A 21,311-nucleotide genomic window follows, 5' to 3' on the forward strand; every position below is an offset into this window, starting at 1 on the left:
TCACCCGTGGTCGTACACGGTCACTTCCACGTCGCGCGCGCACAACGTCCCGGTGATCAGCGGCTCGATGCGCGTCCACGTGCCGCCCGCGAGCCCGCACCCGATGCGCGGCATGTGGACGCTCGCCCCGAGCTCGACGGCGCGATCGGCGAGCGCGGCAAGACACCGCTCCACCGCGTCGTACCGAATGGGCGGCCCCCCGCTCCCGGTCCGCATGCCGCGCTGGCCGACCATGTTGGCCACCCATGTATCGGGCTTCACCTGCACCACTTGCACGGCGCCCAGCCCGAAGTCATTTCCGCTGCGCCCCCGGTGCCACGCCCGGTACGCGGCCTCGGGCTCGGCCCACCGCTTCGAAACGGCCAGCACGAAGCCCTTCCCCCACCCCCCGAGGTCGTTGCAGACGTGCGCGATGACCTTGGGCCCCTTGGCCTGGGGACTCGTCGCGTCCCCGGCAATGATCCTGATCGGCTTCATGCTTCGAACGGTATGCGCCACCACCGACAGGGGGAGGGGCGGGTGCGTGAGGGGCAGGGTCGGGGTCGGGGTCGGGAGGGTGTGGCGGTGGCTTCGCCAGTCGGGATCCACTCGGGCGGCATCAGGGATGCGTACGGGGGTTTCCCGTCAGTCCCATCGTCCCTCCGGGTCGGGAGTTCCTTTTCGGGGACGGGGCGATCAGAGAGCCGCGAGGAGATCTTGGCCGCCACGACCGAGAGACGGGGCCCATCACAGACCAGCGCCCGAGTCGGCGGGAAGCGCATCCGATCGCTACGTGCTCCCCATCCCTCAGCGTCCGACGACCGCCCTGGGCTGGGCACAGGCCGCCCCAGATCGCTACGCGCTTCTCCCTGACCGCGATCAGCGTCCGGCCGACGCCGATGAGAGCCGCTGAGAGCCGCTGAGAGGGGGCGAACGGCCGGCAGCTCGGCCACTGCGTCATGAAGCCGGGTCAACTCGAGCATCACCCCACAGGCCCGCACCCAAAGAGGGGTAACTGGGCAAGCTGTCGGCCCTTCTGCCCACCCACGTGCCCTGACCCGCATCCACGCCGAAATAGCCGCTGTCTCACGCTTCTCCACCCCAGTCAGCCGTCAGACGCCTCCCATCACAAGCACCTACGGGTCGTGGGCGGCCTACGTCCAGCCCGGACGGCCGTCGGACGCTGAGGGATGGGGAGCGCGTAGCGATTGGACGCGCTCCCCCGACACGGGCCCTGGTCTCGATGGGCCCCGCCTCCGGGCCGTGCCCCTTCTCGCCCGACCTGGTCGCGCATCTCTGATCGCCCCGTCCCTGGAAAGGATCGCCCGGCCCGTTCCTTTGGGGGGTTCCCGGCAGTCTTTCGTTTCTCCGGGGCGGGACGGTCGGTCAAGGGTGGCCGCAGGCCATCGCGAAGCGACGCGACGACGAAGGAGGAGCGCCCTTGAGGGACCGGCCCGACCCGGAGGGACGATGGGACTGACGGGAAACCCCCATACACATCCCTGATACCGGCCAGGCGGCTCCCGCTCACCCCGAAGCCCCCGCCGCACGTTCCCCACCCGACCCCGCCCATCCGACTCCCCGCCACCGAAGCCCTCACCTGCTCAGAGGTACTCGCGGGCGAACTCCACCGCCCATTCCACCGCCGCCAGCGGGACGCTGCCCGAGTGGGGGTCGACGGCGAGGCGGGCCGACTCCCAGTCCTGGTCGTGTTCGCGGAAGATCGCGAAGCGGGCCTCTTCGAGAACCCCCTCCGGCCTGACCGAGAACTCGATCGCTCGGTCGTCGCCGTCCGTACCGACCGTGGCGATCTCCATGTCACCGACTACGAAAACCACTGTCCCGCGCTCCTCAATTGCCGCTGTACACGTACCCCAGCAGGAGGAAAACGATGAAGATCGCTCCTGCCGCCATGAGGTCGCCCGCCGCGGCGACGACCACCGCGCTGACCCGTTCGGTGCATCGGCGGCGGTCCGCCGGCTTCCACGCGCCCTGGTCCTGGTTCATGCACCCAGCCTCCACCGCGGCACCGACACCCACATGAGTGTGCGTACTCATCCGGGGTACTCATGCGGCCTACCCGACCGCTTCCGATCTACCCGGCCACCTGGGGTGACGAGCGCAACACCATGCGCTCACCCGCGCCCGCACCCCACTCATTCCGCAGGTCGGAACGCCGGCGCGACCCCGGATTCCAAGGAGGGACCACTCCCCCACCCACCCATTACCCGAAACGGGGCAAACCGCCCTTCGGGCTTCTCTTCGAAAACACGCGTCAAGCCCGCACCCGGGCCCGTAAGCTCCCGTCATGCAGGTGATCCAGTCAACCAAACTCGCCAATGTCTGTTACGAGATCCGCGGCCCCGTGCTCGAAGAGGCGATGCGGCTCGAAGCAGCAGGTCATCGCATCCTCAAGCTCAACACGGGCAACCCCGCGGCCTTCGGCTTCGAGTGCCCTCCGGAGATCCTTGAGGACATGCTCCGCAACCTGGGCACCGCCCACGGTTACGGCGACGCGAAGGGGCTGCTCTCCGCGCGCCGCGCGGTCATGCAGCACTACCAGACCAAGGGCATCGACCTGGACGTCGAGGACATCTACCTCGGCAACGGCGTCTCCGAGCTGATCCAGATGTCCATGCAGGCGCTGCTCGACGACGGCGACGAGGTCCTGGTCCCCGCACCGGACTACCCGCTGTGGACCGCCTCCGTGTCCCTCGCCGGCGGCACGGCCGTGCACTACCGCTGCGACGAGCAGGCCGACTGGATGCCCGACCTCGCCGACATCGAGCGCAAGGTCACCGATCGCACCAAGGCGATCGTCATCATCAACCCGAACAACCCGACCGGTGCCGTCTACGACGAAGAGATGCTGCGCGGGCTCACGGACATCGCGCGCCGCCACAACCTGGTCGTCTGCTCGGACGAGATCTACGACCGGATCCTCTACGACGGCGCCGTGCACCACAACACCGCCGCCATCGCCCCGGACCTGCTGACGCTGACCTTCAACGGGCTCTCGAAGAACTACCGCGTCGCCGGCTACCGGGCCGGCTGGATGGCGGTCTGCGGCCCCAAGAAGCACGCCGCCTGCTACATCGAGGGCCTCACGGTCCTGGCCAACATGCGCCTGTGCGCGAACATGCCCTCGCAGCACGCCGTGGCCACCGCGCTCGGCGGCCGGCAGTCGATCGAGGACCTGGTCCTGCCCGGCGGGCGGATCCTGGAACAGCGCAACGTCGCGTACGACCTGCTCACCCAGATCCCCGGCGTCACCTGTGTGAAGCCGAAGGGCGCGCTGTACGCCTTCCCGCGGCTGGACCCGTCCGTCTACAAGATCAAGGACGACCGGCAGATGGTCCTGGACCTGCTGCGGGCCGAGAAGATCATGGTGGTGCACGGCACGGGCTTCAACTGGCCCGAGCCCGACCACTTCCGGATCGTGACCCTGCCGAACGCCAAGGACCTGGCCGACGCCGTGACCCGGATCGGGAACTTCCTCGACGGCTACAGCCAGCTGTAGCGGCGCACGGTGCGTCTCGCCGCGGTCCAGCCGGCGAGACGCACCTCCCGGCAACAGGATTTGGCTCAACTTTAGAACCGATCCAATGTAGGATGGCTTCCTGACCACGCAGGAGGCCACCTCATGTACGAGCCGATCCGCACGAAGCCGGTCGTCCACCGCATGGGCACCGCCCCGGCCGACTACCCGCACAGCAGCCGCGGCGAAGCACTGGACATCCAGCTCGCAGGCCACCTCGCGGCCCTGCTCGCCGTCACCGACGAGCTCGGGCTCGACGAGGCCGCCACCGAGATCGCCGCCCAGGTCGCCCGACTGCGCGGCGGCGCCCAACCCGCCCGCGCGCCGCGCCACTCCACCGAGGACATCGCCGCGCTGCACCACCGCGCCCACGACCTCGCCGCCCGCGCGCTCCTCGTCGCCGCGTCCCGCGCCGACACCACCGTCGCGATCCTCGCCGCCGAGCGCATGGAAGCACACGCCGCCGCCCTGAAGTCCCCGGACCTGGCCGGCGCCCTCTAGACGGCCCCGGTCCGGGGCCGCGGAGGCTCCGGACCGGGTGCCACGTTCCCTGCGCGAGGGCCTGCGGCAGGGGCGGAAATTGGACAGAATCCGGTGCTCCGAACACGATGAGGGCTGAAAGATCGCGGTTGCCCGGGGGAGGCCGCTCCACATGCTCCATCTCCTCCACTCCGCTTCGTCCCCGTTCGAGCATTCTGGAGAGGTTCGCGCATGAGCTTCGGCGACCCCAACAACCCCTACGGCCAGCAGCCCCCGCAGGGTCAGCCCGGTCAGCAGGCCCCGCAGGGCGTGCCCCCGCAGTACGGCTACCCGCAGCAGCCGCCGCAGGGCGCCGCCCCGCAGTACGGCTACCCGCAGCAGGCCCCGCCGCCGTACGGCGCCTACCCGCCGCCGGGCATGCCGGGGATGCCGGGCATGCCCGGCTCGGGGATGCCGCCGCTGGCCCACTGGGGCTTGCGCCTGGGTGCGACCCTGCTCGACGGACTGATCATCGTGGGCCCGATGTACGCCCTGATCGGTATCGGCGCGGCCATCGCCAGCGACGAGACGACCGAGGCGATCGCCGGCATCCTCGGCCTGATCGGCGTGCTGTACCTCATCGGCATGGGCATCTTCCAGGTGTACCGGGAAGGCACCACCGGCCAGACGATCGGCAAGAAGATCGTCGGCATCAGCCTGCACCGCGAGGCCGACGGGGCCACCCTCGGCTTCGGCATGGCGCTCGTCCGCAAGCTGGCGCACATCCTCGACAGTGCCGCCTGCTACCTCGGCTACTTCTGGCCGCTGTGGGACGAGAAGAAGCAGACCTTCGCCGACAAGGTGTGCAGCACCGTCGTCATCAAGGTGAACCAGAACGGCTGATCGCCCCACGGTGAGGACCGGTGGCGGCTGACTGCACCACGCCCTTCAGGCCGCCCGCGCGAACTCCGCGCCGGCGACCCCGCACCAGGGCACCGTCGCCACCGGCCACACCGGGCCGACCGCCTCCCCGTACTCGGTCGCCCCCGGTGCCACGCCCGGGATCTTCACCAGCGCCTGCGCGGCCCGCCCCTGCGGATCCGCTTCGGCGCGGTCGCGGAACTCCACCGTGACGACGTACGCGCCGAGGCCCTCGGCCCGCCCGGTCGCCTCCACCGCGGCCACCACCCGGCGGCTGGCCGGATCGATCCGGCACCCGGTGACCCGTACGTCCTCCACCGCCGCCCGCGGCGGCGGCTGCGGCGGATCGCCGCCGCTCGCCCACACGTACAGACCCAGCGGGGCGAACACCAGCAGCCCGGCCACCGTCACCAGGCCGACCAGCCAACCCTGCCATTTCAACGTGCTCACGCCCATGCCCCGATCCTCCCGGGCCGCCGCCCCGCCCACCAGCACCCGAGGGCCCACACAGCATTTCGAAGTGGGACCGCCTGGACACCTGACGTTCATTCAAGTTGGCGCGGAATGTGGGTTTCCGCGAGCACGCTGCACCCGTGAGACGCATCCTAGGAATCGTCCTGGGCCTCCTCCTGATCGGCGGCGTGCTCTACGTCGTCGCGTTCCAGGGGCAGGATCACCCAGAAACCACGGCAACGAAGACCGTGCGTGGCGTCATCGGCTCGGAGAAGTCCGAATTCTTCCGCGACCCCGACGTCGTCAAGGCCCTTGCCGCCAAGGGCTACACCGTCAAGACGGAGACCTCGGGCTCCTGGGCAATGGACCAACTCGCCCTCAAGGACTTCGACTTCGCCTTCCCCAGCAGCAGTGAACCCGCCAAGGAGGTCGCGGCCGCCGCCGGGCTCAAGGGGGCCCAGGAGACCAAGCCGTTCTTCTCCCCCCTCGTCGTCATCGCCCGCTCGGGCGCGGCCGAGGTGCTGGCCGCCAACGGCCTCGCCAAGATGACCGGCAAGAACTCCGGCACCCTGCTCATGGGCCCCTTCCTCAAGGCCTCCGGCGAGGACCGCACCTGGCAGCAGCTGCCCGGCTCCGCGGCCCACGCCGAGCTGACCGGCACGGTGTTCATCAAGACCACCGACCCGTCCTCCTCCAACTCCGGCGCCCTCTTCCTCGCCGCCACGTCCAACGTGGCGAACGGCAACACCGTGGTCGCCGACGACGCCGGCATCGCCCGCACCGCACCGCTCATGCGCAAGCTGATCTCCGTCCAGGGCGCGCTGGAACCCAGCACCGACGACCCCTTCCGGGCCTTCATCAGCGGCAGCGGCGAGCCGCTGATCCTGGTGTACGAGTCGCAGGTGGCCTCGCTGCTGATGCAGAAGCAGGATCCGGGCGACATGGTCGTGCTCTACCCGGACACCACCGTCAACTCGGCGCACACCTTCGTGCCGCTGACCGAGCGGGCGCGGGAGCTGGGCACGCTCCTCGCCACCGATCCGAAGCTGCGCGAGATGGCCGTGCTCCGCGGGTTCCGCCCGCAGGAGGGCGTGGCCGAGTTCGCCGCCGCGACGGCTCCGCACACCGCCTACCTCAACACGGGGCTGACCGGCATCCGCCAGGTCGGCACGCCCACCGTCAAGATCCTGATGGCGCTGGCCCAGCGCGCCAAGGGCCAGGGGGACACGCCATGACACTGACACCGCCCGAGGACACGTCCTTCCACCTGAGCCCTCCGGAGCCCGTCGCCCCCGTACGCAAGGAGCAGGCTGCCGGGCTGGTCCCGCTGCCGGAAGGCGTTCGCGAGGAGATGGCCCGCCGGGCCGGGGAGTACGTCGACTCGCTCGCCGCGATCGACACCCGCTCCCCCGAGTTCGCCCAACGCATCGGCGAGATAGCCGCCCTGGGCCAGGCCGACATCCGCAGCGCCGCCCAGCAGTCCAACCGGATGCTGGAGCGGGCGGTGCGTTCGCTGGACCGGGACGGTGGCGGTGACGCCCAGGCCCGGGTCGCCGGCTCCCTCGTCGAGCTGCGGCGCACGGTCGAGGACCTCGACCCGCGGGACACGCCCGCCAAGGGCGCCCGCAAGCTGCTCGCGAAGCTGCCGGGCGGCAACAAGTTCCGTGACCACGTGGCGAAGTACGCCTCCTCGCAGGCCACCCTCAACAAGATCGTGGGCTCGCTCCGCAGCGGTCAGGACGAACTGCGCCGCGACAACGCGGCCCTGCACACCGAGCGCTCTCGCCTGTGGGAGACGATGGGCAAGCTCCAGGAGTACGCGTCCTTGACCGAGGCCCTGGACGGCGCCGTCGAGCAGCGGGCCGCCGAGGCGGAGCACACCGATCCGGGTGCGGCCGACGCGATGCGCGCGGACGTGCTCTTCCCGGTCCGGCAGAAGCACCAGGACCTGCTGACCCAGCTGGCCGTCTGCGCGCAGGGCTACCTGGCGATGGACGTGGTCCGGCGCAGCAACGACGAGCTGATCAAGGGCGTGGACCGGGCCGCCACCACCACCGTGTCCGCGCTGCGGATCGCCGTGATGCTGGCCTCGGCCCTCGACCACCAGCGCACGGTGATCGAGCAGGTCAACGCCCTGAAGGGGACCACCGAGGAGCTGATCCGGGGCAACGCGGAGATGTTGTCCACGCAGAGCGGCGAGATCCAGCGGATCGCGGCCGATCCGGCGGTGGGCGCGGAGACGCTGCGCACCGCGTTCGCGCAGATCTACAAGACGCTGGACGCGATCGACCCGTTCAAGGTGCAGGCGACGCAGAACATGGCGGCGACGGTGGAGGCGCTGGCCGGCGAGCTGCACGGTGCGTCGGCGTACCTCGCGCGGACGCGGACCGCCGGTGCGCTCGAGGGCGGTGCCCGGTGAGCGCGGCCGAGCGGGTCCGGACGGGCTTTGCGCTCGTCCTCGCCCTCGCCGCGCTCACGGCGGCGACTGCCTGCACCTCCGGGGGTGCGGCCGAGCCGGCGGAGACGGCCTACAAGGAGGGCACGCTGCGCGTGCTGGCCTCCAGTGAGCTGGCGGATATGGAGCCGGTGCTGGAGCAGGCCCGGAAGGCGACCGGGGTCACGGTGAAGCTGACCTGGTCCGGGACGCTGGACGCCGCCGAGCAGGTCGCCTCCGGGCAGGCCGACGGCAAGTACGACGCGATCTGGCTGTCCTCCAACGACTACCTGCGGCTGCGGCCGGAGGCCGCCGGGAAGCTCTCCAGCGAGACCCCGGTGATGTCCTCGCCCGTCGCCCTCGGTGTGAAGCCGGAGGCGCTGGCCCGGCTGGGCTGGAAGCCCGGGGAGGTCACCTGGCCGGCGGTGCACGAGGCCGTCGCCGCCGGGAAGCTGACGTACGGGATGACCGACCCGGTGCGCTCCAACTCCGGTTTCTCCGCGCTGGTCTCGGTGGCCTCGGGGCTGTCGGGCGCACAGGCGGCGCTGAGCGACGCGGACGTGAAGGCGGCCACGCCCCGGCTGAAGGAGTTCTTCGCCGGGCAGAAGCTGACCTCGGGCTCCTCGGGCTGGCTCGTCACCGCGTACGGCAAGCGCGGGGACGTGGACGCGCTCGTGAACTACGAGTCGGTGCTGCTGTCCATGAACCGGGACGCGAAGGGCGCCGCAGCTCCCCTGACGGTGGTCCGGCCGCGCGACGGTGTGGTCACCGCCCACTATCCGCTGACGCTGCTGACCTCGGCCCCGGCCGGGGCCCGTGATGCGGGGCGGGCGCTCACGGACCATCTGCGGGGCCCGGAGGCGCAGCGGGCGATCACCGAGCGGACCTTCCGCCGCCCGGTCGCGCCCGGGGTGACCCCGGCCGCCGGGCTGGACCAGGAGAAGCGGCGCGAACTGCCGTTCCCCGGATCGCGGGTCGTCGCCGACGGGCTGCTGGCTGGTTACGAGAACGAGCTGCGCCGGCCCTCGCGGACGGTGTACGTGCTGGACACCTCGGGTTCGATGAGCGAGGAGGACCGGATCGGGCGGCTGAAGTCGGCGCTGACCGATCTCACGGGCTCGGGGAGTTCGGGCACCGGGCAGCGGTTCCGGGACCGCGAGGAGGTGACGCTGCTGCCCTTCGGGTCGAAGGTGAAGAAGGTGAACACGCACGTGGTGGAGCCGGGCAATCCGGGGCCGGCCCTGGACGCGATCCGCCGCGACGTGAAGTCGCTCGAGCCGGACGGGGGTACGGCGATCTACGGGAGCCTGGAGGCGGCGTACCAGCAGCTGGGCAAGGGTCCCGCGGACGCCTTCACCTCGATCGTGCTGATGACGGACGGCGAGAACACGGAGGGCGTCGGGGCCGGGCACTTCGATTCCTTCTACGCGGCGCTGCCCGAGGCGCAGAAGCGGACGCCGGTCTTCGCGGTGCTGTTCGGCGACTCGGACCGCAAGGAGCTCAGCCACATCACCGAACTGACCGGCGGCCGGCTCTTCGACGCCACCGGCGGAACCGGTTCGCTGGCCGGAGCCTTCGAGGAGATCCGTGGCTACCAGTAGGGCGACCGGGGTCCTGACGTACCTGGAGTCGAAGAAGAACCTGGCCGGCTCCGCCTGCGGCCTGGCCGGCGTGGCCCTCACCCTCGCCGGGGCGGCCGGTGCGTACTGGCCGGTGGTGGTCGCGGGGCTGTACGGGGCGGGCGCGCTGATCGCCCCGCCGGAGCGGACGGCGCCGCCGCCCTTCGACCCCCGTGAGGAGCTCGGCGTCCTGGGCGAGGACCTCGGGCGGCTGCGGGTGTACGTCGACGGGGTGGAGCTGCCCCCGGGGGCGAAGGAGACGCTCGCCGAACTGCTGGAGCTGTACGGGGCGCTGCTGGAGCCTGGGTGGGTGGCCGATGTGCTGGCCGGCGAGCCGGAGGCGGTGCACGCGGTGTCCCGGGCGGTCCGGCAGGACGTGCCGGAGAGCGTGGACGCGTACAACCGGACCCGCTGGTGGAGCCGGATGGCACCGGGCGGGGAGTCGCCGGAGCAGCACCTGGAGCGGCAGCTGGGGCTCCTGCGCGAGGAGGCGCAACGCGTAACGGCGGGCCTCCACGAGGTGGAGGCCCGCCGTCAACAGACGCACACGGCCTACCTGGAGGAGCGCGGACGCTCTTGAGGTCGGTCATGTGCTGCGGTGGGCGCCGCTTGGTCGGGGGCTCCCACGTTCATCGGCCCTTCTTCAGGGCGCGTCCTGGCTCAGCCCAGGCGCTCCACGAGTGCGTGGTACTGGTCCCACAGCTCCTTGGGAGTGTGGTCGCCGTAGGTGTTGAGGTGCTCGGGGACCAGGGCGGCCTCCTCGCGCCAGACCTCCTTGTCGACGGTGAGGAGGAAGTCGAGGTCCTCGGCCGGGAGGTCCAGGCCGTCGAGGTCGAGGGAGTCCTTGGTCGGCAGGATGCCGATGGGGGTCTCGACGCCTTCGGCGGTGCCGTCGAGGCGGCCGACGATCCACTTCAGGACGCGGCTGTTCTCGCCGAAGCCGGGCCACACGAACTTGCCCGCGTCGTTCTTGCGGAACCAGTTCACGTAGTAGATCTTCGGGAGCTTGGCCTGGTCCTTGTCCGCGGCGACCTTGACCCAGTGGGCCATGTAGTCGCCCATGTTGTAGCCGCAGAACGGCAGCATGGCGAAGGGGTCGCGGCGTAGTTCGCCGACCTTGCCCTCGGCGGCGGCGGTCTTCTCGGAGGCGATGTTCGAGCCGATGAAGACGCCGTGGTTCCAGTCGAAGGACTCGGTGACCAGCGGCACGGCGGAGGCGCGGCGGCCGCCGAAGAGGATCGCGGAGATCGGGACGCCCTTGGGGTCCTCCCACTCGGCGGCGATCGTCGGGCACTGCGAGGCCGGGACGGCGAAGCGGGCGTTGGGGTGGGCGGCCGGGGTCTCGGACTCCGGGGTCCAGTCGTTGCCCTTCCAGTCGATCAGGTGGGCGGGCGCCTCTTCGGTCATGCCCTCCCACCAGACGTCGCCGTCGTCGGTCAGCGCGACGTTGGTGAAGACGGTGTTGGCGTACATCGTCTTCATGGCGTTGGCGTTGGTGTGCTCGCCGGTGCCGGGGGCGACGCCGAAGAAGCCGGCCTCGGGGTTGATCGCGTAGAGGCGACCGTCCTCGCCGAAGCGCATCCAGGCGATGTCGTCGCCGATGGTCTCGACCGTCCAGCCGGGGATCGTGGGCTCCAGCATGGCGAGGTTGGTCTTGCCGCAGGCGGACGGGAAGGCGGCGGCAAGGTACGTCGGCTCCGCGGTCTCGCCCTCGCCGGCCGGCGGGGTGAGCTTGAGGATGAGCATGTGCTCGGCGAGCCAGCCCTCGTCGCGGGCCATGACGGACGCGATGCGCAGGGCGTAGCACTTCTTGCCGAGGAGGGCGTTGCCGCCGTAGCCGGAACCGTAGGACCAGATCTCTCGGGTCTCGGGGAAGTGCGAGATGTACTTGGTGGTGTTGCAGGGCCACGGCACGTCGGCCTCGCCCTCGGCGAGCGGAGCGCCGAGGGTGTGGACGGCCTTGACGAAGAACCCGTCGGTGCCGAGCTCGTCGAGGACGGGCTTGCCCATGCGGGTCATGGTGCGCATGGCGACGGCGACGTAGGCGGAGTCGGTGATCTCGACGCCGATCGCGGAGAGCTCGGAACCGAGGGGGCCCATGCAGAACGGGACGACGTACATCGTCCGGCCCTTCATGGAGCCGCGGAAGATGCCCTTCTCCCCCGCGAAGCCCCCCTCACCAGTGAAAAGGGCCTTCATCTCGGAAGGGGCCTTCCAGTGGTTGGTCGGGCCCGCGTCCTCCTCCTTCTCGGAGCAGATGAAGGTCCGGTCCTCGACGCGCGCGACGTCGGACGGGTCGGAGGCGGCGTAGTAGGAGTTCGGGCGCTTCGTCTCGTCGAGCTTCTTGAACGTTCCCTTGGCGACGAGCTCCTCGCACAGGCGCTCGTACTCGGCCTCGGAGCCGTCGCACCAGACGACTCGGTCGGGCTGGGTCAGGGCTGCGATCTCGTCCACCCAGGAGATCAGCTCCTGGTGGGTCGTCGGGATGGAAGTGGGAGCCGCGATGTCGCGCGCCACGATTGCTCCTTGTTGAGGGGTTTGTTTGGTGTAGGCCCCGTGGGGGCTGCGACCCGGACGCTTCGCGCTCCGCTCATCCGGTGTCGACCGCACTCATCTGATCATCCGGTGGATGTGCGCATATGTCCAGAGGGCCTCTCACGTGAGCATTGCCACGTCCGTCAATCTTCCGTAAAGACCACTAACGGAAACCTACGGACCCGTAGGTAGCATGGCGCGCATGACTTCTGATGCCGCAGCCTCCCCGGCAGACCCGGCCGCTCCGGCCGCTCCGGCCGCACCGGCCGCACCGGAGGCCAAGCCGCTCATGCGCGGCTGGCTGCACACCGGGATGTTCCCCGCCGTGGTCATCGCGGGCCTGGCGCTGATGGCCTTCACCGACTCGACGAAAGCACGGGTCGCCTGCGGGGTGTACATCCTCACCGCCTGCCTGCTCTTCGGCGTCAGTGCGGTCTACCACCGCGGCACCTGGGGGCCGCGCGGCGAGGCCATCCTGCGGCGGCTCGACCACGCGAACATCTTCTTGATCATCGCGGGCACCTACACCCCGCTGACCGTGCTGCTGCTGCCGCCCTCCACCGGGCGGACCCTGCTGTGGGCGGTGTGGATCGCGGCCGCCGCCGGCATCGCCTTCCGGGTCTTCTGGGTCGGCGCCCCGCGCTGGCTCTACACGCCCTGCTACATCGCCATGGGCTGGGCGGCGGTCTTCTTCCTGCCCGACTTCATGCGGACCGGCGGCATCGCCGTCCTGGTCCTCGTGGTCGTCGGCGGTCTCCTTTACAGCGTGGGCGGGGTCATCTACGGCATGAAGCGCCCGAACCCCTCCCCGCGGTTCTTCGGCTTCCACGAGGTCTTCCACTCGCTGACCCTCGCGGCCTTCGTGGCCCACTACGTCGGCATCTCGCTCGCCGCGTATCAGTACTGAGCGACGCGGGTCTCGCTCTCGCCGGTCTGCGGCGGGCCGGGACCCGCATTCCGGTGGCCGGGGGACCGGCCACCGGAACGTGCGGGTGGCCCGGCTACGCGCCGTCCCGCAGGACCCGTTCGACCAGCTCCTCCTGCTCCTCGGTGATCTTCGGGTCGGCGAATTCGACGGTCCGGTCGTCCACGGTCACGGAGTACCGGTAGCCGTCCGGTACGCCTCCGGCGGGCCCCGGCCCCGCCTGGGCGAGGACCGCCGTCGCGAGGCGCTCCAGCTCGGCCGCGTCGGGTCGCCCCGTCGTCTCCAGCTCCGCCGTAGCCGGGAATCCGGCGAAGCCGCCGCTCCTCGTCACGCGGATGCGCACGGATCAGCCATGGTTGTTGCCGTTCACGCCGACGTGGGCCCACGCCTTGAGGACCGCCTCCAGTTCCAGCCCCTGCCCGAACCGCTTCTTCGTGGCCTCGGTCGTGGCCTGGGCGAACTGCCGGAAGGTGGCGCGCCGGGGGAGCTCGCCGGAGGTGAGGGTGTCGTACCAGATCTGCCCCGCCCGCTCCCAGGCGAAGCCCCCGATCTCGGTCGCGATCAGGTAGAAGGCGTGGTTCGGGATACCGGAGTTGATGTGGACGCCGCCCCCATCGAGGTCGGTCTCCACGAACCCGTCCATGTGGGCCGGCTGCGGATCCCCGCCCCGCCAGACGCGGTCGTCGGTGAAGGCGGTACCGGGCGCCCTCATCGAGCGCAGGGCCTGCCCCCGCACCAGGGGGGTGAAGAGGCCGGCACCGATCAGCCAGTCGGCCTCCTCCGCGGTCTGGCCACGGGCGAACTGCTTGACCAGGCTGCCGAAGACGTCGGAGACCGACTCGTTGAGGGCGCCGGACTGGTCCTCGTAGACCAGGTCCGCGGTGAACTGCGTGATTCCGTGGGTCATCTCGTGGGCGATGACGGCGGGATCGAGCGTGAAGTCGTTCCAGACCAAGCCGTCTCCGTCACCGAAGATCATGGATTGGCCGTCCCAGAGGGCGTTGTTGTACTTGCGGCGGTAGTGGACGGTCGCGTCCAGCGGCAGGTTGGCGTCGTCGATCGAACGACGGCCGTACGCCTCCTCGAAGAAGGTGAAGGTGAGGCCGAGGATGTTGTAGGCCCGGTTGACCGTGCCGTCCGACACCGGGTCTTCCCCCTCGGCCCTGACCTGATCGCCGGGCAGTTGCATGGTGTTGTGCGTGTCGAAGACCGTCCGCTGGAGGACGGCCGCGCCCGTCGGCACGGCCCCCTCCACCTCTCTGGGCGCTTCCTTTCGCTTCTGTCGGAGCTCGGCGTCGATCGAGAGGGTCTTCTCGGCGGCCTCGCGGACCCTGGGGTCGTCGTCTTCGGTCAGTCGCTCGAGCACGAAGGGGGGCAGGATGCCGCAGACGCAGCGCTCGGATTCCGGTGCCCTGTGTTCCCCGCTGACGGGGGTATGAGTGGTGTCCACAGCGAACGAAGGTGGCGCCCCCGGACTGCCGGGGTCACGCATCGCCCCGGAATCTCACCCGCACGCCCCGCCCGATTGGGCCGAACAGCCCTGTATGTCGGGGCCCGGCCGCCGTGCGCGGCCGGGCCCCGTCCTTCTCGGGCCCCCGGGACTTCGACGACGGGGCCTAGCAGGCGTGGCCGTCGTGGTCGGGGTCCAGGCGCAGCGGATCGCTGCCGTTGACCTTGAGGCGCTTCGGGTACTGGTGGGAGGCCAACCAGGCGCAGCGGGCCTTCGTCGTCGCCCGCACCTCGGCCGGGAAGCGGGTCGGTACGCACACGTTGGCCGTGCCGTAGTGCCGGTCGCAGCCGGCCGCACTCGGTGCGACCGGGGCGGAGTCCCGCTTCGCCGGGTTGTCCTTGGCGGGACCCAGCCGGTCGGCGAAGGCGTGCACGTGCGCGGCGGGCTGCTCCTGGGCGGCCGCCAGCGCGGACGGGCCGCCGAGGTGCACCCAGGTCGCGATCGACGGGATGCCGTTCGCGTCGACCGCGAAGAGCATGTACCAGCCAGGCGGCGCCAGGTTGGGGTTGCTGGTGACGTTCAGGTCGATGGTGGTCCCGTCGACGGTCATGGGCAGGTCCACGAACCGCTGGTTCGGGTCCGAGGAGTGGGTGACCGCCGCCGGACGGATCAGCTCCGCCTTCGCGACCGGCCGGTTGACGGTGATCCGCTGCGTGTCCCCGTACACCCACTGCGTGTCGATCACCGAGGTGATCTGCGGGCGGGCGCCCTTGAAGAGGTAGGGCGGGGTGTAGATCGACACGTTGTGGTTGTACGTCCCGTTGCCCGGGTTGTCGCCGACCGACATGACCCGGCCGTCCGGCATCAGGAACGACGCCGAGTGGTAGGTCCGCGGGATCGGGTCGGTGGCCAGACCCGCCTGGTAGGTGCTGGTCGTCGGGTCGAAGAAGGAGGCCTCGAAGACGGGGTCGGCCCGGTCGTGCAGTCCGCCGCCGGTCTCCAGGACCTTGCCGTCCGGCAGCAGCACCGCCGACACGAACATCTTGCCCTCGGCGCCGGTCTGGGGACGCTTGCCCTGGCCCTGGTCGACCAGGCCCTGCGGGATCGGCGGGCCGGCCGTGTAGGCGGGACTGGGCTGCTTGAGGTCGATGATGTCGGTGAGCCGGTTGGCCGCCGGATTGCGCTCGTTGTTGCCGCCGCCGATGGTCAACACCCGCTGGTCCTGGGCCGGGGGCAGCAGCACGCTCGCCGACTCGTCCCGCTCGTCCTTGTTCCGCAGGCCCGGCACGTCGGTGATGGTGTTGGCGTCGTAGTCGTAGATCGAGGCCCCGGTGCCCGGGGTGCCGTTGCCGAAGGTGTGGCTGCCCGAGTAGAAGAGCCGCCCGTCCTGCATCAGGATCATCGACGGGTACAGACCCCAGTACGACCAGGTCTGGTTGACCTGGTTCATCGGCAGCCACTTGTTCTGCGCCGCCGAGAACTTCTCCGCCGTCACGTTGCCCGTGGAGTCCTCCTTCAGCCCGCCGAAGGAGATCACGTCACCGTTGCCGAGGATCGTCGCCGACGGGTACCAGTGCCCGCCGTTCATGTCGTTCGTCCTCGTGTACTTCTCAGTGGTCGGGTCGAAGGTGTACGAGTCCTTCAGTCCCTGGTAGCCGATCGACCCGTCGGCCGACGGGTACCCCTTGTTGCCGCTCATCACCAACACCCGGCCGTCCGCCAGCTGCACGTGGCCCGCGCAGAACATGTCGACGGGGGTCGGGATCGTCTTGAAGGACCCGTTCGCCGGGTCGTAGACGGCCGAGGTGAAGGTGCCCGCGTTGAACTGGGCGATGTCGTTGCCCGAGCCCGCGATCAGCAGCACCTTGCCGCCCCCAGAGCCTCCGGCCTGGGAGGTGCCCCCGTTCAGGACGACCGCGTGCATCGAACGCACCGGGTTCTGCGCCGGGATCACCTGCCACTTGCCCTTGGCGCACTCCTCCGCGGTCCCCGAACAGGACGGCTGCGGCGGGACGGCGCCCACCTCCTCCAATGCGTAGTCGTCGGTGGTGAGCGTGCCCACCCCGTAGACCGACAGGCCCCACGCGATCTTGTCGGTGTTCGGTGGAACGGCCGGTGTGCGGACCTCCGTACGCGCCCAGGCCGCGCTGACGGGCGGGTTCTGCAGGTCGGTCCAGTACTGCCAACCCGCCGTCGTGTCGCGGCGGAACACGGTCACCGACACGTCCGGGGTGTTCGACTTGTACCAGGCGGACAGGTCGTACTGCTTGCCCGGCGTGACGGTCGGGGCGCAGGTGCTGTTCTCCGTGACCAGCGCCTTGCGGTCGCCGTCCACGCGGCGGGTGAGCGAAACCTTCATCGCCTTGGTGCCGCCGTGCGCGTCGGCGACGGTGGAGAAGGTGAAGTCGTTGTCGCCCCAGCCGGACTTCGACCAGCAGGACGGCATGTCGGAGCCGGCGGATCCGGCGGTCTCGAAACCGGGATTGGAGAGCAGATTGGGCGGACCGGCCGTGGCTTGCTGCGGTGCGGTGAGCAGCAGGCTCGCGGTCATCGCCCCGACGGCGAGCAGGGCGGCCCGCCGCCCTGCCCTCCGACGGATCGTCAGACGCATCGAAAGGTTCCTTTCTGTGCGGCTCAACTCCTGTTGTGGCGAGGTAGGTAGACGAGGGCCTCGGTGGCCGCGAACCGCAGGACGAAGGTGGTCACCAGCGCGAGGGCGGTGGCGGGCAGCACCTCCATCCCGAGCTCGGCGACGAACACCGCGATCAGCGGGATGCGCAGCAGCAGATCGGCGTTGGCGAGCAGCGCGAAGCGTCCAACCCGGTCGGCCCAGTGGCGGTGCCGGCGCCGATCGCGGAAGAGCAGGGTCTCGATGAGCAGGAAGTTCCACAGGACCCCCGCCTGGTTGGCGACGATCTCGGCCGGCAGGTAGTGCATCCCCGCGCGGGTCAGCAGCCAGAGCGCGGCCAGGTTCGGGGCGAAGCCGGAGAGCCCGATCAGCCCGAAGCCGATCATGCGGGCCAGCGGGGCGGCCGAGCGCAGCGAGGCGAGGTGGGCGAGGAAGCGCATGCCCTCGCGGGCGGTGGACTTCGACTCCCCCGCGTAGCGGTCCTGGAAGACGAACGGCACCTCGGCGACCTTGCCGGGGCGGCAGCGCACCGCCAGCTCCAGCAGGATCTTGTAGCCCAGCGGTTTCAGGGCCTCCGCGGTGACGACGGAGCGGCGCATCGCGAAGAAGCCGCTCATCGGGTCGCTGATCCCGCGCAGCGCGCGCGGGAAGAGCCCCTTGGTCAGCCAGGTCGCGGCGCGGGAGACGGCGATGCGGTAGCTCCCGGCGAGCCCGGCCCGGCTGCCGCCGCTGATGTAGCGGGAGGCGACGACGAGGTCTGCGCCGGTGCGCACGCCCTCGCCGACGAGCTCGGGGACCAGGTGCGGCGGGTGCTGGAGATCGGCGTCCATGACGACGATCCAGTCGGTGTCCGCGCGCTTGACCCCTTCGACTACGGCGCCGCCGAGCCCGCCGTCGGCCGTCTCCCGGTGCAGGACGGACACCGGGAAGGGGTGGTCGGCGGCGGACTTCTCGATGACGGCCGGGGTGTCGTCCGTGGAGTCGTCCACGAACAGCACCTCGCAGGACAGGTCTGCGGGATCGGGCAGGGCGTCACCGAGCCGGCGCAGCAACTCGGCGATGTTCCCCGCCTCGTTGAAGGTCGGGATGATGAGGGTGACGCTGCCGGTCACCGCCTGCGGAAGGGTGAGGTCCGCATCGATCGGGGCACGGAGGGGCCCCAGGTCCTCGCTCATGCGCGCTCAGCTCCCGCTCGTACGGTCGGTCCGGCGTATCTCGATGCGGTCCTCGCCCGACCCGAAGGTCGCCACCACCGCCGAATGCTCCAGCGCCGCCTTCACGTGGGGCAGGTTCACCGCGTCGCGGCGCACGGTGGGCGAGGAGACCACGTAGTCGATGTCCTGCCAGCCCCGCGGCAGGGTCTTGGTGACGGCCGGGTCGAGGTCCGCCTTGTAGAACCAGATCGCGCCGGGGCCGGGCTCGAAGCCGTGGTGCACCGCGTCCAGCCAGAGCGCGTCGTCCAGCAGCACCCGCGTGTTCGCCGGATCGGCGACCTCCCTGCCGAGCCAGGCCGCGGCCTGCCGGTACGGGGCGTTCGCGTCCACCGTCAGCGCGGTGCGGTTGCCGTCGTACCAGCGCGGCAGCACGTACACCGCGGCCGACGCGGCGAGCACGCCGAGCAGGGCCCAGCGCGCCCGTACCAGCGGCCTGCGCTCCCCGGGGCCGCGGCGGCGGCGCAGCACGGCGTGCGTGGTGCTGGCCGCGCCCCCGGCCAGGACCAGCGCGAGGAAGGGCAGCGCCTGGATCACGTACATCGCAGGCAGGTAGCCGGAGGGCCGCATCGCCACGGCGGCGAGGATCACGGCGGCGAGCGCGGGGCCGGCCAGCGCGCGGGCGGTGACCGACCACCGGACGGTGGCCAGCAGCAGGACGGCGCCGGCCAGCCCGCCGAGCGGCAGGACGGTGTCGTAGTACAGCCAGGAGCGGAACACGCCGTTCGAGCCGGAGCCGGGCGTGAGGATGAAGCCGGAGCCCTCGCGACCCATCTGGTAGGTGATGCCGTCGATGAGCGACACGTGCCCGGAGCCGGGCAGCAGTTCGCCGTTGAGCAGGGCGTACAACGGGTACGACAGCCCGATCAGCGCGCAGGCGGTGATCGCTCCGGTGACCGCGAACTTGCGGGTGTCGCGGTGACTGTGGCGCCACATCGTCACCAACAGCGCCGGGAGCACCACCAGCATCGTCTCCTTGGTGAGGACGGCGGTGGCGGCCGCCAATCCGGAGCCGAAGTGGTGCCACAGGTGGCGGCTCGGGGACGCGGCGAGGCAGAAGGCCAGCAGCATCCACATCACGGCGAGGTTGTCGAGGAAGATCTCCCGCTGGAGGACCACGGAGAGCGGCGACAGCCCGAAGAGGGCCGTCGCGAGCCCGGCCGCCCAGCGCGGCAGCCACAGCCGGCGCGCCAGGACGTACAGCAGCACGGAGCTGGTGGCGGAGACGGCGAGCATAGAGAACCGCATCGGCGCGACGGTCATCCAGTCGGGCACGAACAGCGACGGCAGGTACGTCAGGCCCGCGACCTGGATCCAGCCGAGCGGCGGATGGTCGTACCAGTACGTGTAGTGGGCGAGGCCGTCGCCCTGCTGGACGGCCCAGGCCTGCGCGAGGTAGGTGCCCTCGTCGTCGCTCAGGGTCGGGAAGTTCGTGATGTTCCAGCCCTGGACCAGCACGATCACCAGCACCAGGGCGCCGCACAGCAGCAGGTCGGGGCGGGAGGAGCGGAAGCGCACGAGCGGCCGGGCGGGCGCGGCCGGGCGCACCCCGAGGCCGCCGGCGGGCGACCGCCGGGCCGGGCCGGTACGGGTCCCGGTCCCGGTCCCGGTCTCGGGCTCGGTCCCGGTCTCGGTCTCGGGCTCGGTCTCGGGCTGGGGATCAGTGGCCGTGGGCAGGATGGCGGTCACTGGCGGCTGTCCTCTCGGATCGCGGTGGAAGCGGAGACGACACCGGATGCGGCGGTGACGGGGACGGGCGCGGGCGCGGTGGCCGGCGCGGTGCCGGTCGCCGTCAGATGGGCGCCGGTGTGGCTGGTGAGCTCCCACTCGTTGCGGCCGCGCTGCTCGCGCCAGACCGCACGGATCGCGGCACCCGCGAGCATCACCTGGTAGAACGGGCCGCCGACGACGAGCTTGACGTAGTGCACGAGTCGGACGCGCAGACCGTACTGGCGGCCGAAGTCGTGCAGGCCGACGATCTCGAACACGAAGGTCACCAACGCCGTGATCATGGGGAGGAAGGTGATGATCGCGATGCCGACGGGCACGTCGAGGAGGACCGCGACGGCGAAGTTGAGCGGAATGATCACTCCGGACGCGGCCTGCATGAAGGGCGTCATCAGCGTGTACCGGGCCAGCCAGCGCTGGCCGCGCCCGGGCAGCTGCTGCCAGTCCTTCTTCCGGTACACCTGGAGGAACCCCTGGTTCCAGCGGGTGCGCTGCTTGAGCAGGCTCACCAGCGAGCCGGGCGTCTCCTCGCGGGTGACCATGTCGGAGTCGTAGGCGACGACCACCTTCTTGCCGACCGACGACAGCCGTACCCCGAGGTCGCAGTCCTCGGCGAGGCAGTTCTGGTCCCAGCCGCCGGCCTCGCGCAGCACCTCGGTACGTACGAAGACGGTGTTGCCGCCGAGCGGGATGAAGCCCTTCTCGGCGTGCAGGTGCAGCCGGGAGCGGAACCAGAAGAAGTACTCCAGGCAGTTGCGCAGGCTGTACCAGCTGGAGTGGAAGTTGATGAGCTGGACCCCGCCCTGGACCACGTCTGCGCCGGTGGAGCGGAAGGCGTGGTCGACGTGGGCGAGCAGCTCGGGGTGGACCTGGTCCTCGGCGTCGAAGACTCCGACGATGTCACCGCGGCAGGACGGGAGGGCGGTGTTGAGGGCCTTCGGCTTGTTCTTCGTTTCGTGGTGGTCGACCACCACGCGGACGCGGGCCGGCGCGCGGGCGGCCGCCCGTTCGGCGACGGCGGCCGTCCCGGGGTCGTCGTGTCCGACGATCACGATGATCTCGTAGTCGGTGTGGCTCGACTCCAACAGCCGGTCGATGGTGTGCTCCAGGACCGCCTGCTCGTGCCGGGCGGGGAGCAACAGCGAGAAGGCGAGGCGGCCCTCCCCGTCGGGGCGGTCGAACCGCGTGGAGGCGAGCACCTCGGGGGTCCGCCACGCGTGCATCTGCCACCAGAGCGTGAAGGCGGCCATCCAGAAGAGCGCCAGGGAAATCACAGCGATGAACACAGATGTGTACAAAAGGTCCCCCACAGACCCGCCGCCCCCCGGCGGCGATCAGCAAACCCCCCGGGGGCGCACGGCGGGCCCCCCGGCCCGCCGCCCCCGCTTCCCCCTTGCGCGCACCCCCCAGTGCGCAGTCTCGGTAACTCC

At 70.6% G+C, this 21,311-nt stretch carries 19 protein-coding genes; 8 read left to right on the forward strand and 11 right to left on the reverse strand.

The window, feature by feature from the left end; translation table 11 throughout:
- The 3 genes from ACIQK6_RS24480 to ACIQK6_RS24490 form a co-directional block, all read right to left on the reverse strand.
- Complete coding sequence (locus ACIQK6_RS24480) at window positions 1-477, reverse strand: macro domain-containing protein (RefSeq protein WP_402695452.1); 477 nt, start codon at window positions 475-477, stop codon at window positions 1-3.
- Window positions 478-1,583: 1,106 nt separating this feature from the next.
- Entirely contained in the window at window positions 1,584-1,817 is a 234-nt protein-coding gene (locus tag ACIQK6_RS24485) for a hypothetical protein (protein ID WP_329099357.1), read from the reverse strand.
- 13 nt (window positions 1,818-1,830) lie between these two features.
- On the reverse strand, window positions 1,831-1,986 hold the full coding sequence (locus ACIQK6_RS24490; RefSeq protein WP_329099358.1) for a hypothetical protein: 156 nt from the start codon (window positions 1,984-1,986) through the stop codon (window positions 1,831-1,833).
- A gap of 301 nt (window positions 1,987-2,287) precedes the next feature.
- Between ACIQK6_RS24490 and ACIQK6_RS24495 the strand changes: the two genes are divergently transcribed.
- The 3 genes from ACIQK6_RS24495 (at window position 2,288) to ACIQK6_RS24505 (ending at window position 4,879) form a co-directional block, all read left to right on the forward strand.
- Window positions 2,288-3,499, forward strand: a complete 1,212-nt coding sequence (locus ACIQK6_RS24495) for a pyridoxal phosphate-dependent aminotransferase (protein ID WP_189733007.1) — start codon at window positions 2,288-2,290, stop codon at window positions 3,497-3,499.
- A 123-nt stretch (window positions 3,500-3,622) separates the two neighbouring features.
- A complete protein-coding gene (locus ACIQK6_RS24500) occupies window positions 3,623-4,018 on the forward strand; it encodes a hypothetical protein (protein ID WP_329099360.1) in 396 nt (131 codons plus the stop codon).
- Between the two features lie 210 nt (window positions 4,019-4,228).
- Window positions 4,229-4,879, forward strand: coding sequence for an RDD family protein (locus ACIQK6_RS24505; protein WP_329099361.1), 651 nt, complete (start codon window positions 4,229-4,231; stop codon window positions 4,877-4,879).
- Window positions 4,880-4,924: 45 nt separating this feature from the next.
- Here ACIQK6_RS24505 and ACIQK6_RS24510 read toward each other — a convergent pair whose 3' ends face one another.
- The gene (locus ACIQK6_RS24510; RefSeq protein ID WP_329099362.1) at window positions 4,925-5,347 is read right to left on the reverse strand and encodes a hypothetical protein; all 423 of its coding nucleotides are present in this window, start codon (window positions 5,345-5,347) and stop codon (window positions 4,925-4,927) included.
- Window positions 5,348-5,490: 143 nt separating this feature from the next.
- Between ACIQK6_RS24510 and ACIQK6_RS24515 the strand changes: the two genes are divergently transcribed.
- From ACIQK6_RS24515 to ACIQK6_RS24530, 4 genes are read left to right on the forward strand one after another with little or no spacing between them, the layout of a single operon-like run.
- On the forward strand, window positions 5,491-6,585 hold the full coding sequence (locus ACIQK6_RS24515; RefSeq protein WP_329099363.1) for a hypothetical protein: 1,095 nt from the start codon (window positions 5,491-5,493) through the stop codon (window positions 6,583-6,585).
- Window positions 6,582-7,769 (forward strand): toxic anion resistance protein, encoded by a 1,188-nt coding sequence (locus tag ACIQK6_RS24520; RefSeq protein ID WP_402695453.1) that lies wholly within the window; start codon window positions 6,582-6,584, stop codon window positions 7,767-7,769. The genes ACIQK6_RS24515 and ACIQK6_RS24520 overlap by 4 nt, the downstream gene beginning before the upstream one ends.
- Complete coding sequence (locus ACIQK6_RS24525; RefSeq protein ID WP_402695454.1) at window positions 7,766-9,385, forward strand: substrate-binding domain-containing protein; 1,620 nt, start codon at window positions 7,766-7,768, stop codon at window positions 9,383-9,385. Before ACIQK6_RS24520 ends, ACIQK6_RS24525 begins: the two co-directional genes overlap by 4 nt.
- Entirely contained in the window at window positions 9,372-9,983 is a 612-nt protein-coding gene (locus ACIQK6_RS24530) for a hypothetical protein (protein WP_329099366.1), read from the forward strand. Before ACIQK6_RS24525 ends, ACIQK6_RS24530 begins: the two co-directional genes overlap by 14 nt.
- Window positions 9,984-10,063: 80 nt before the next feature.
- On the opposite strand, the gene ACIQK6_RS24535 is transcribed toward ACIQK6_RS24530, so the two are convergent.
- A complete protein-coding gene (locus ACIQK6_RS24535) occupies window positions 10,064-11,920 on the reverse strand; it encodes a phosphoenolpyruvate carboxykinase (GTP) (RefSeq protein ID WP_329099367.1) in 1,857 nt (618 codons plus the stop codon).
- Between the two features lie 220 nt (window positions 11,921-12,140).
- Between ACIQK6_RS24535 and ACIQK6_RS24540 the strand changes: the two genes are divergently transcribed.
- On the forward strand, window positions 12,141-12,845 hold the full coding sequence (locus ACIQK6_RS24540; protein WP_402695455.1) for a hemolysin III family protein: 705 nt from the start codon (window positions 12,141-12,143) through the stop codon (window positions 12,843-12,845).
- A gap of 94 nt (window positions 12,846-12,939) precedes the next feature.
- On the opposite strand, the gene ACIQK6_RS24545 is transcribed toward ACIQK6_RS24540, so the two are convergent.
- The 6 genes from ACIQK6_RS24545 to ACIQK6_RS24570 form a co-directional block, all read right to left on the reverse strand.
- On the reverse strand, window positions 12,940-13,206 hold the full coding sequence (locus ACIQK6_RS24545; protein ID WP_329099369.1) for a protealysin inhibitor emfourin: 267 nt from the start codon (window positions 13,204-13,206) through the stop codon (window positions 12,940-12,942).
- Window positions 13,207-13,209: 3 nt separating this feature from the next.
- Complete coding sequence (locus ACIQK6_RS24550) at window positions 13,210-14,313, reverse strand: M4 family metallopeptidase (protein ID WP_402695456.1); 1,104 nt, start codon at window positions 14,311-14,313, stop codon at window positions 13,210-13,212.
- A gap of 166 nt (window positions 14,314-14,479) precedes the next feature.
- Window positions 14,480-16,924, reverse strand: a complete 2,445-nt coding sequence (locus ACIQK6_RS24555) for a galactose oxidase-like domain-containing protein (protein ID WP_329099371.1) — start codon at window positions 16,922-16,924, stop codon at window positions 14,480-14,482.
- 23 nt (window positions 16,925-16,947) lie between these two features.
- Entirely contained in the window at window positions 16,948-18,117 is a 1,170-nt protein-coding gene (locus ACIQK6_RS24560) for a glycosyltransferase (protein WP_402695457.1), read from the reverse strand.
- Window positions 18,118-18,123: 6 nt separating this feature from the next.
- Window positions 18,124-19,842 carry an ArnT family glycosyltransferase gene (locus ACIQK6_RS24565; protein ID WP_402695458.1) on the reverse strand — a complete coding sequence of 573 codons (1,719 nt, stop codon included), beginning with the start codon at window positions 19,840-19,842 and terminating at the stop codon, window positions 18,124-18,126.
- Window positions 19,839-21,179, reverse strand: a complete 1,341-nt coding sequence (locus ACIQK6_RS24570) for a glycosyltransferase (protein ID WP_329099373.1) — start codon at window positions 21,177-21,179, stop codon at window positions 19,839-19,841. Before ACIQK6_RS24570 ends, ACIQK6_RS24565 begins: the two co-directional genes overlap by 4 nt.
- Between the last annotated feature and the right edge of the window lie 132 nt (window positions 21,180-21,311).

Origin of the sequence: Streptomyces sp. NPDC091682 (assembly GCF_044756625.1) — a bacterium.
Classification (GTDB): domain Bacteria; phylum Actinomycetota; class Actinomycetes; order Streptomycetales; family Streptomycetaceae; genus Streptomyces.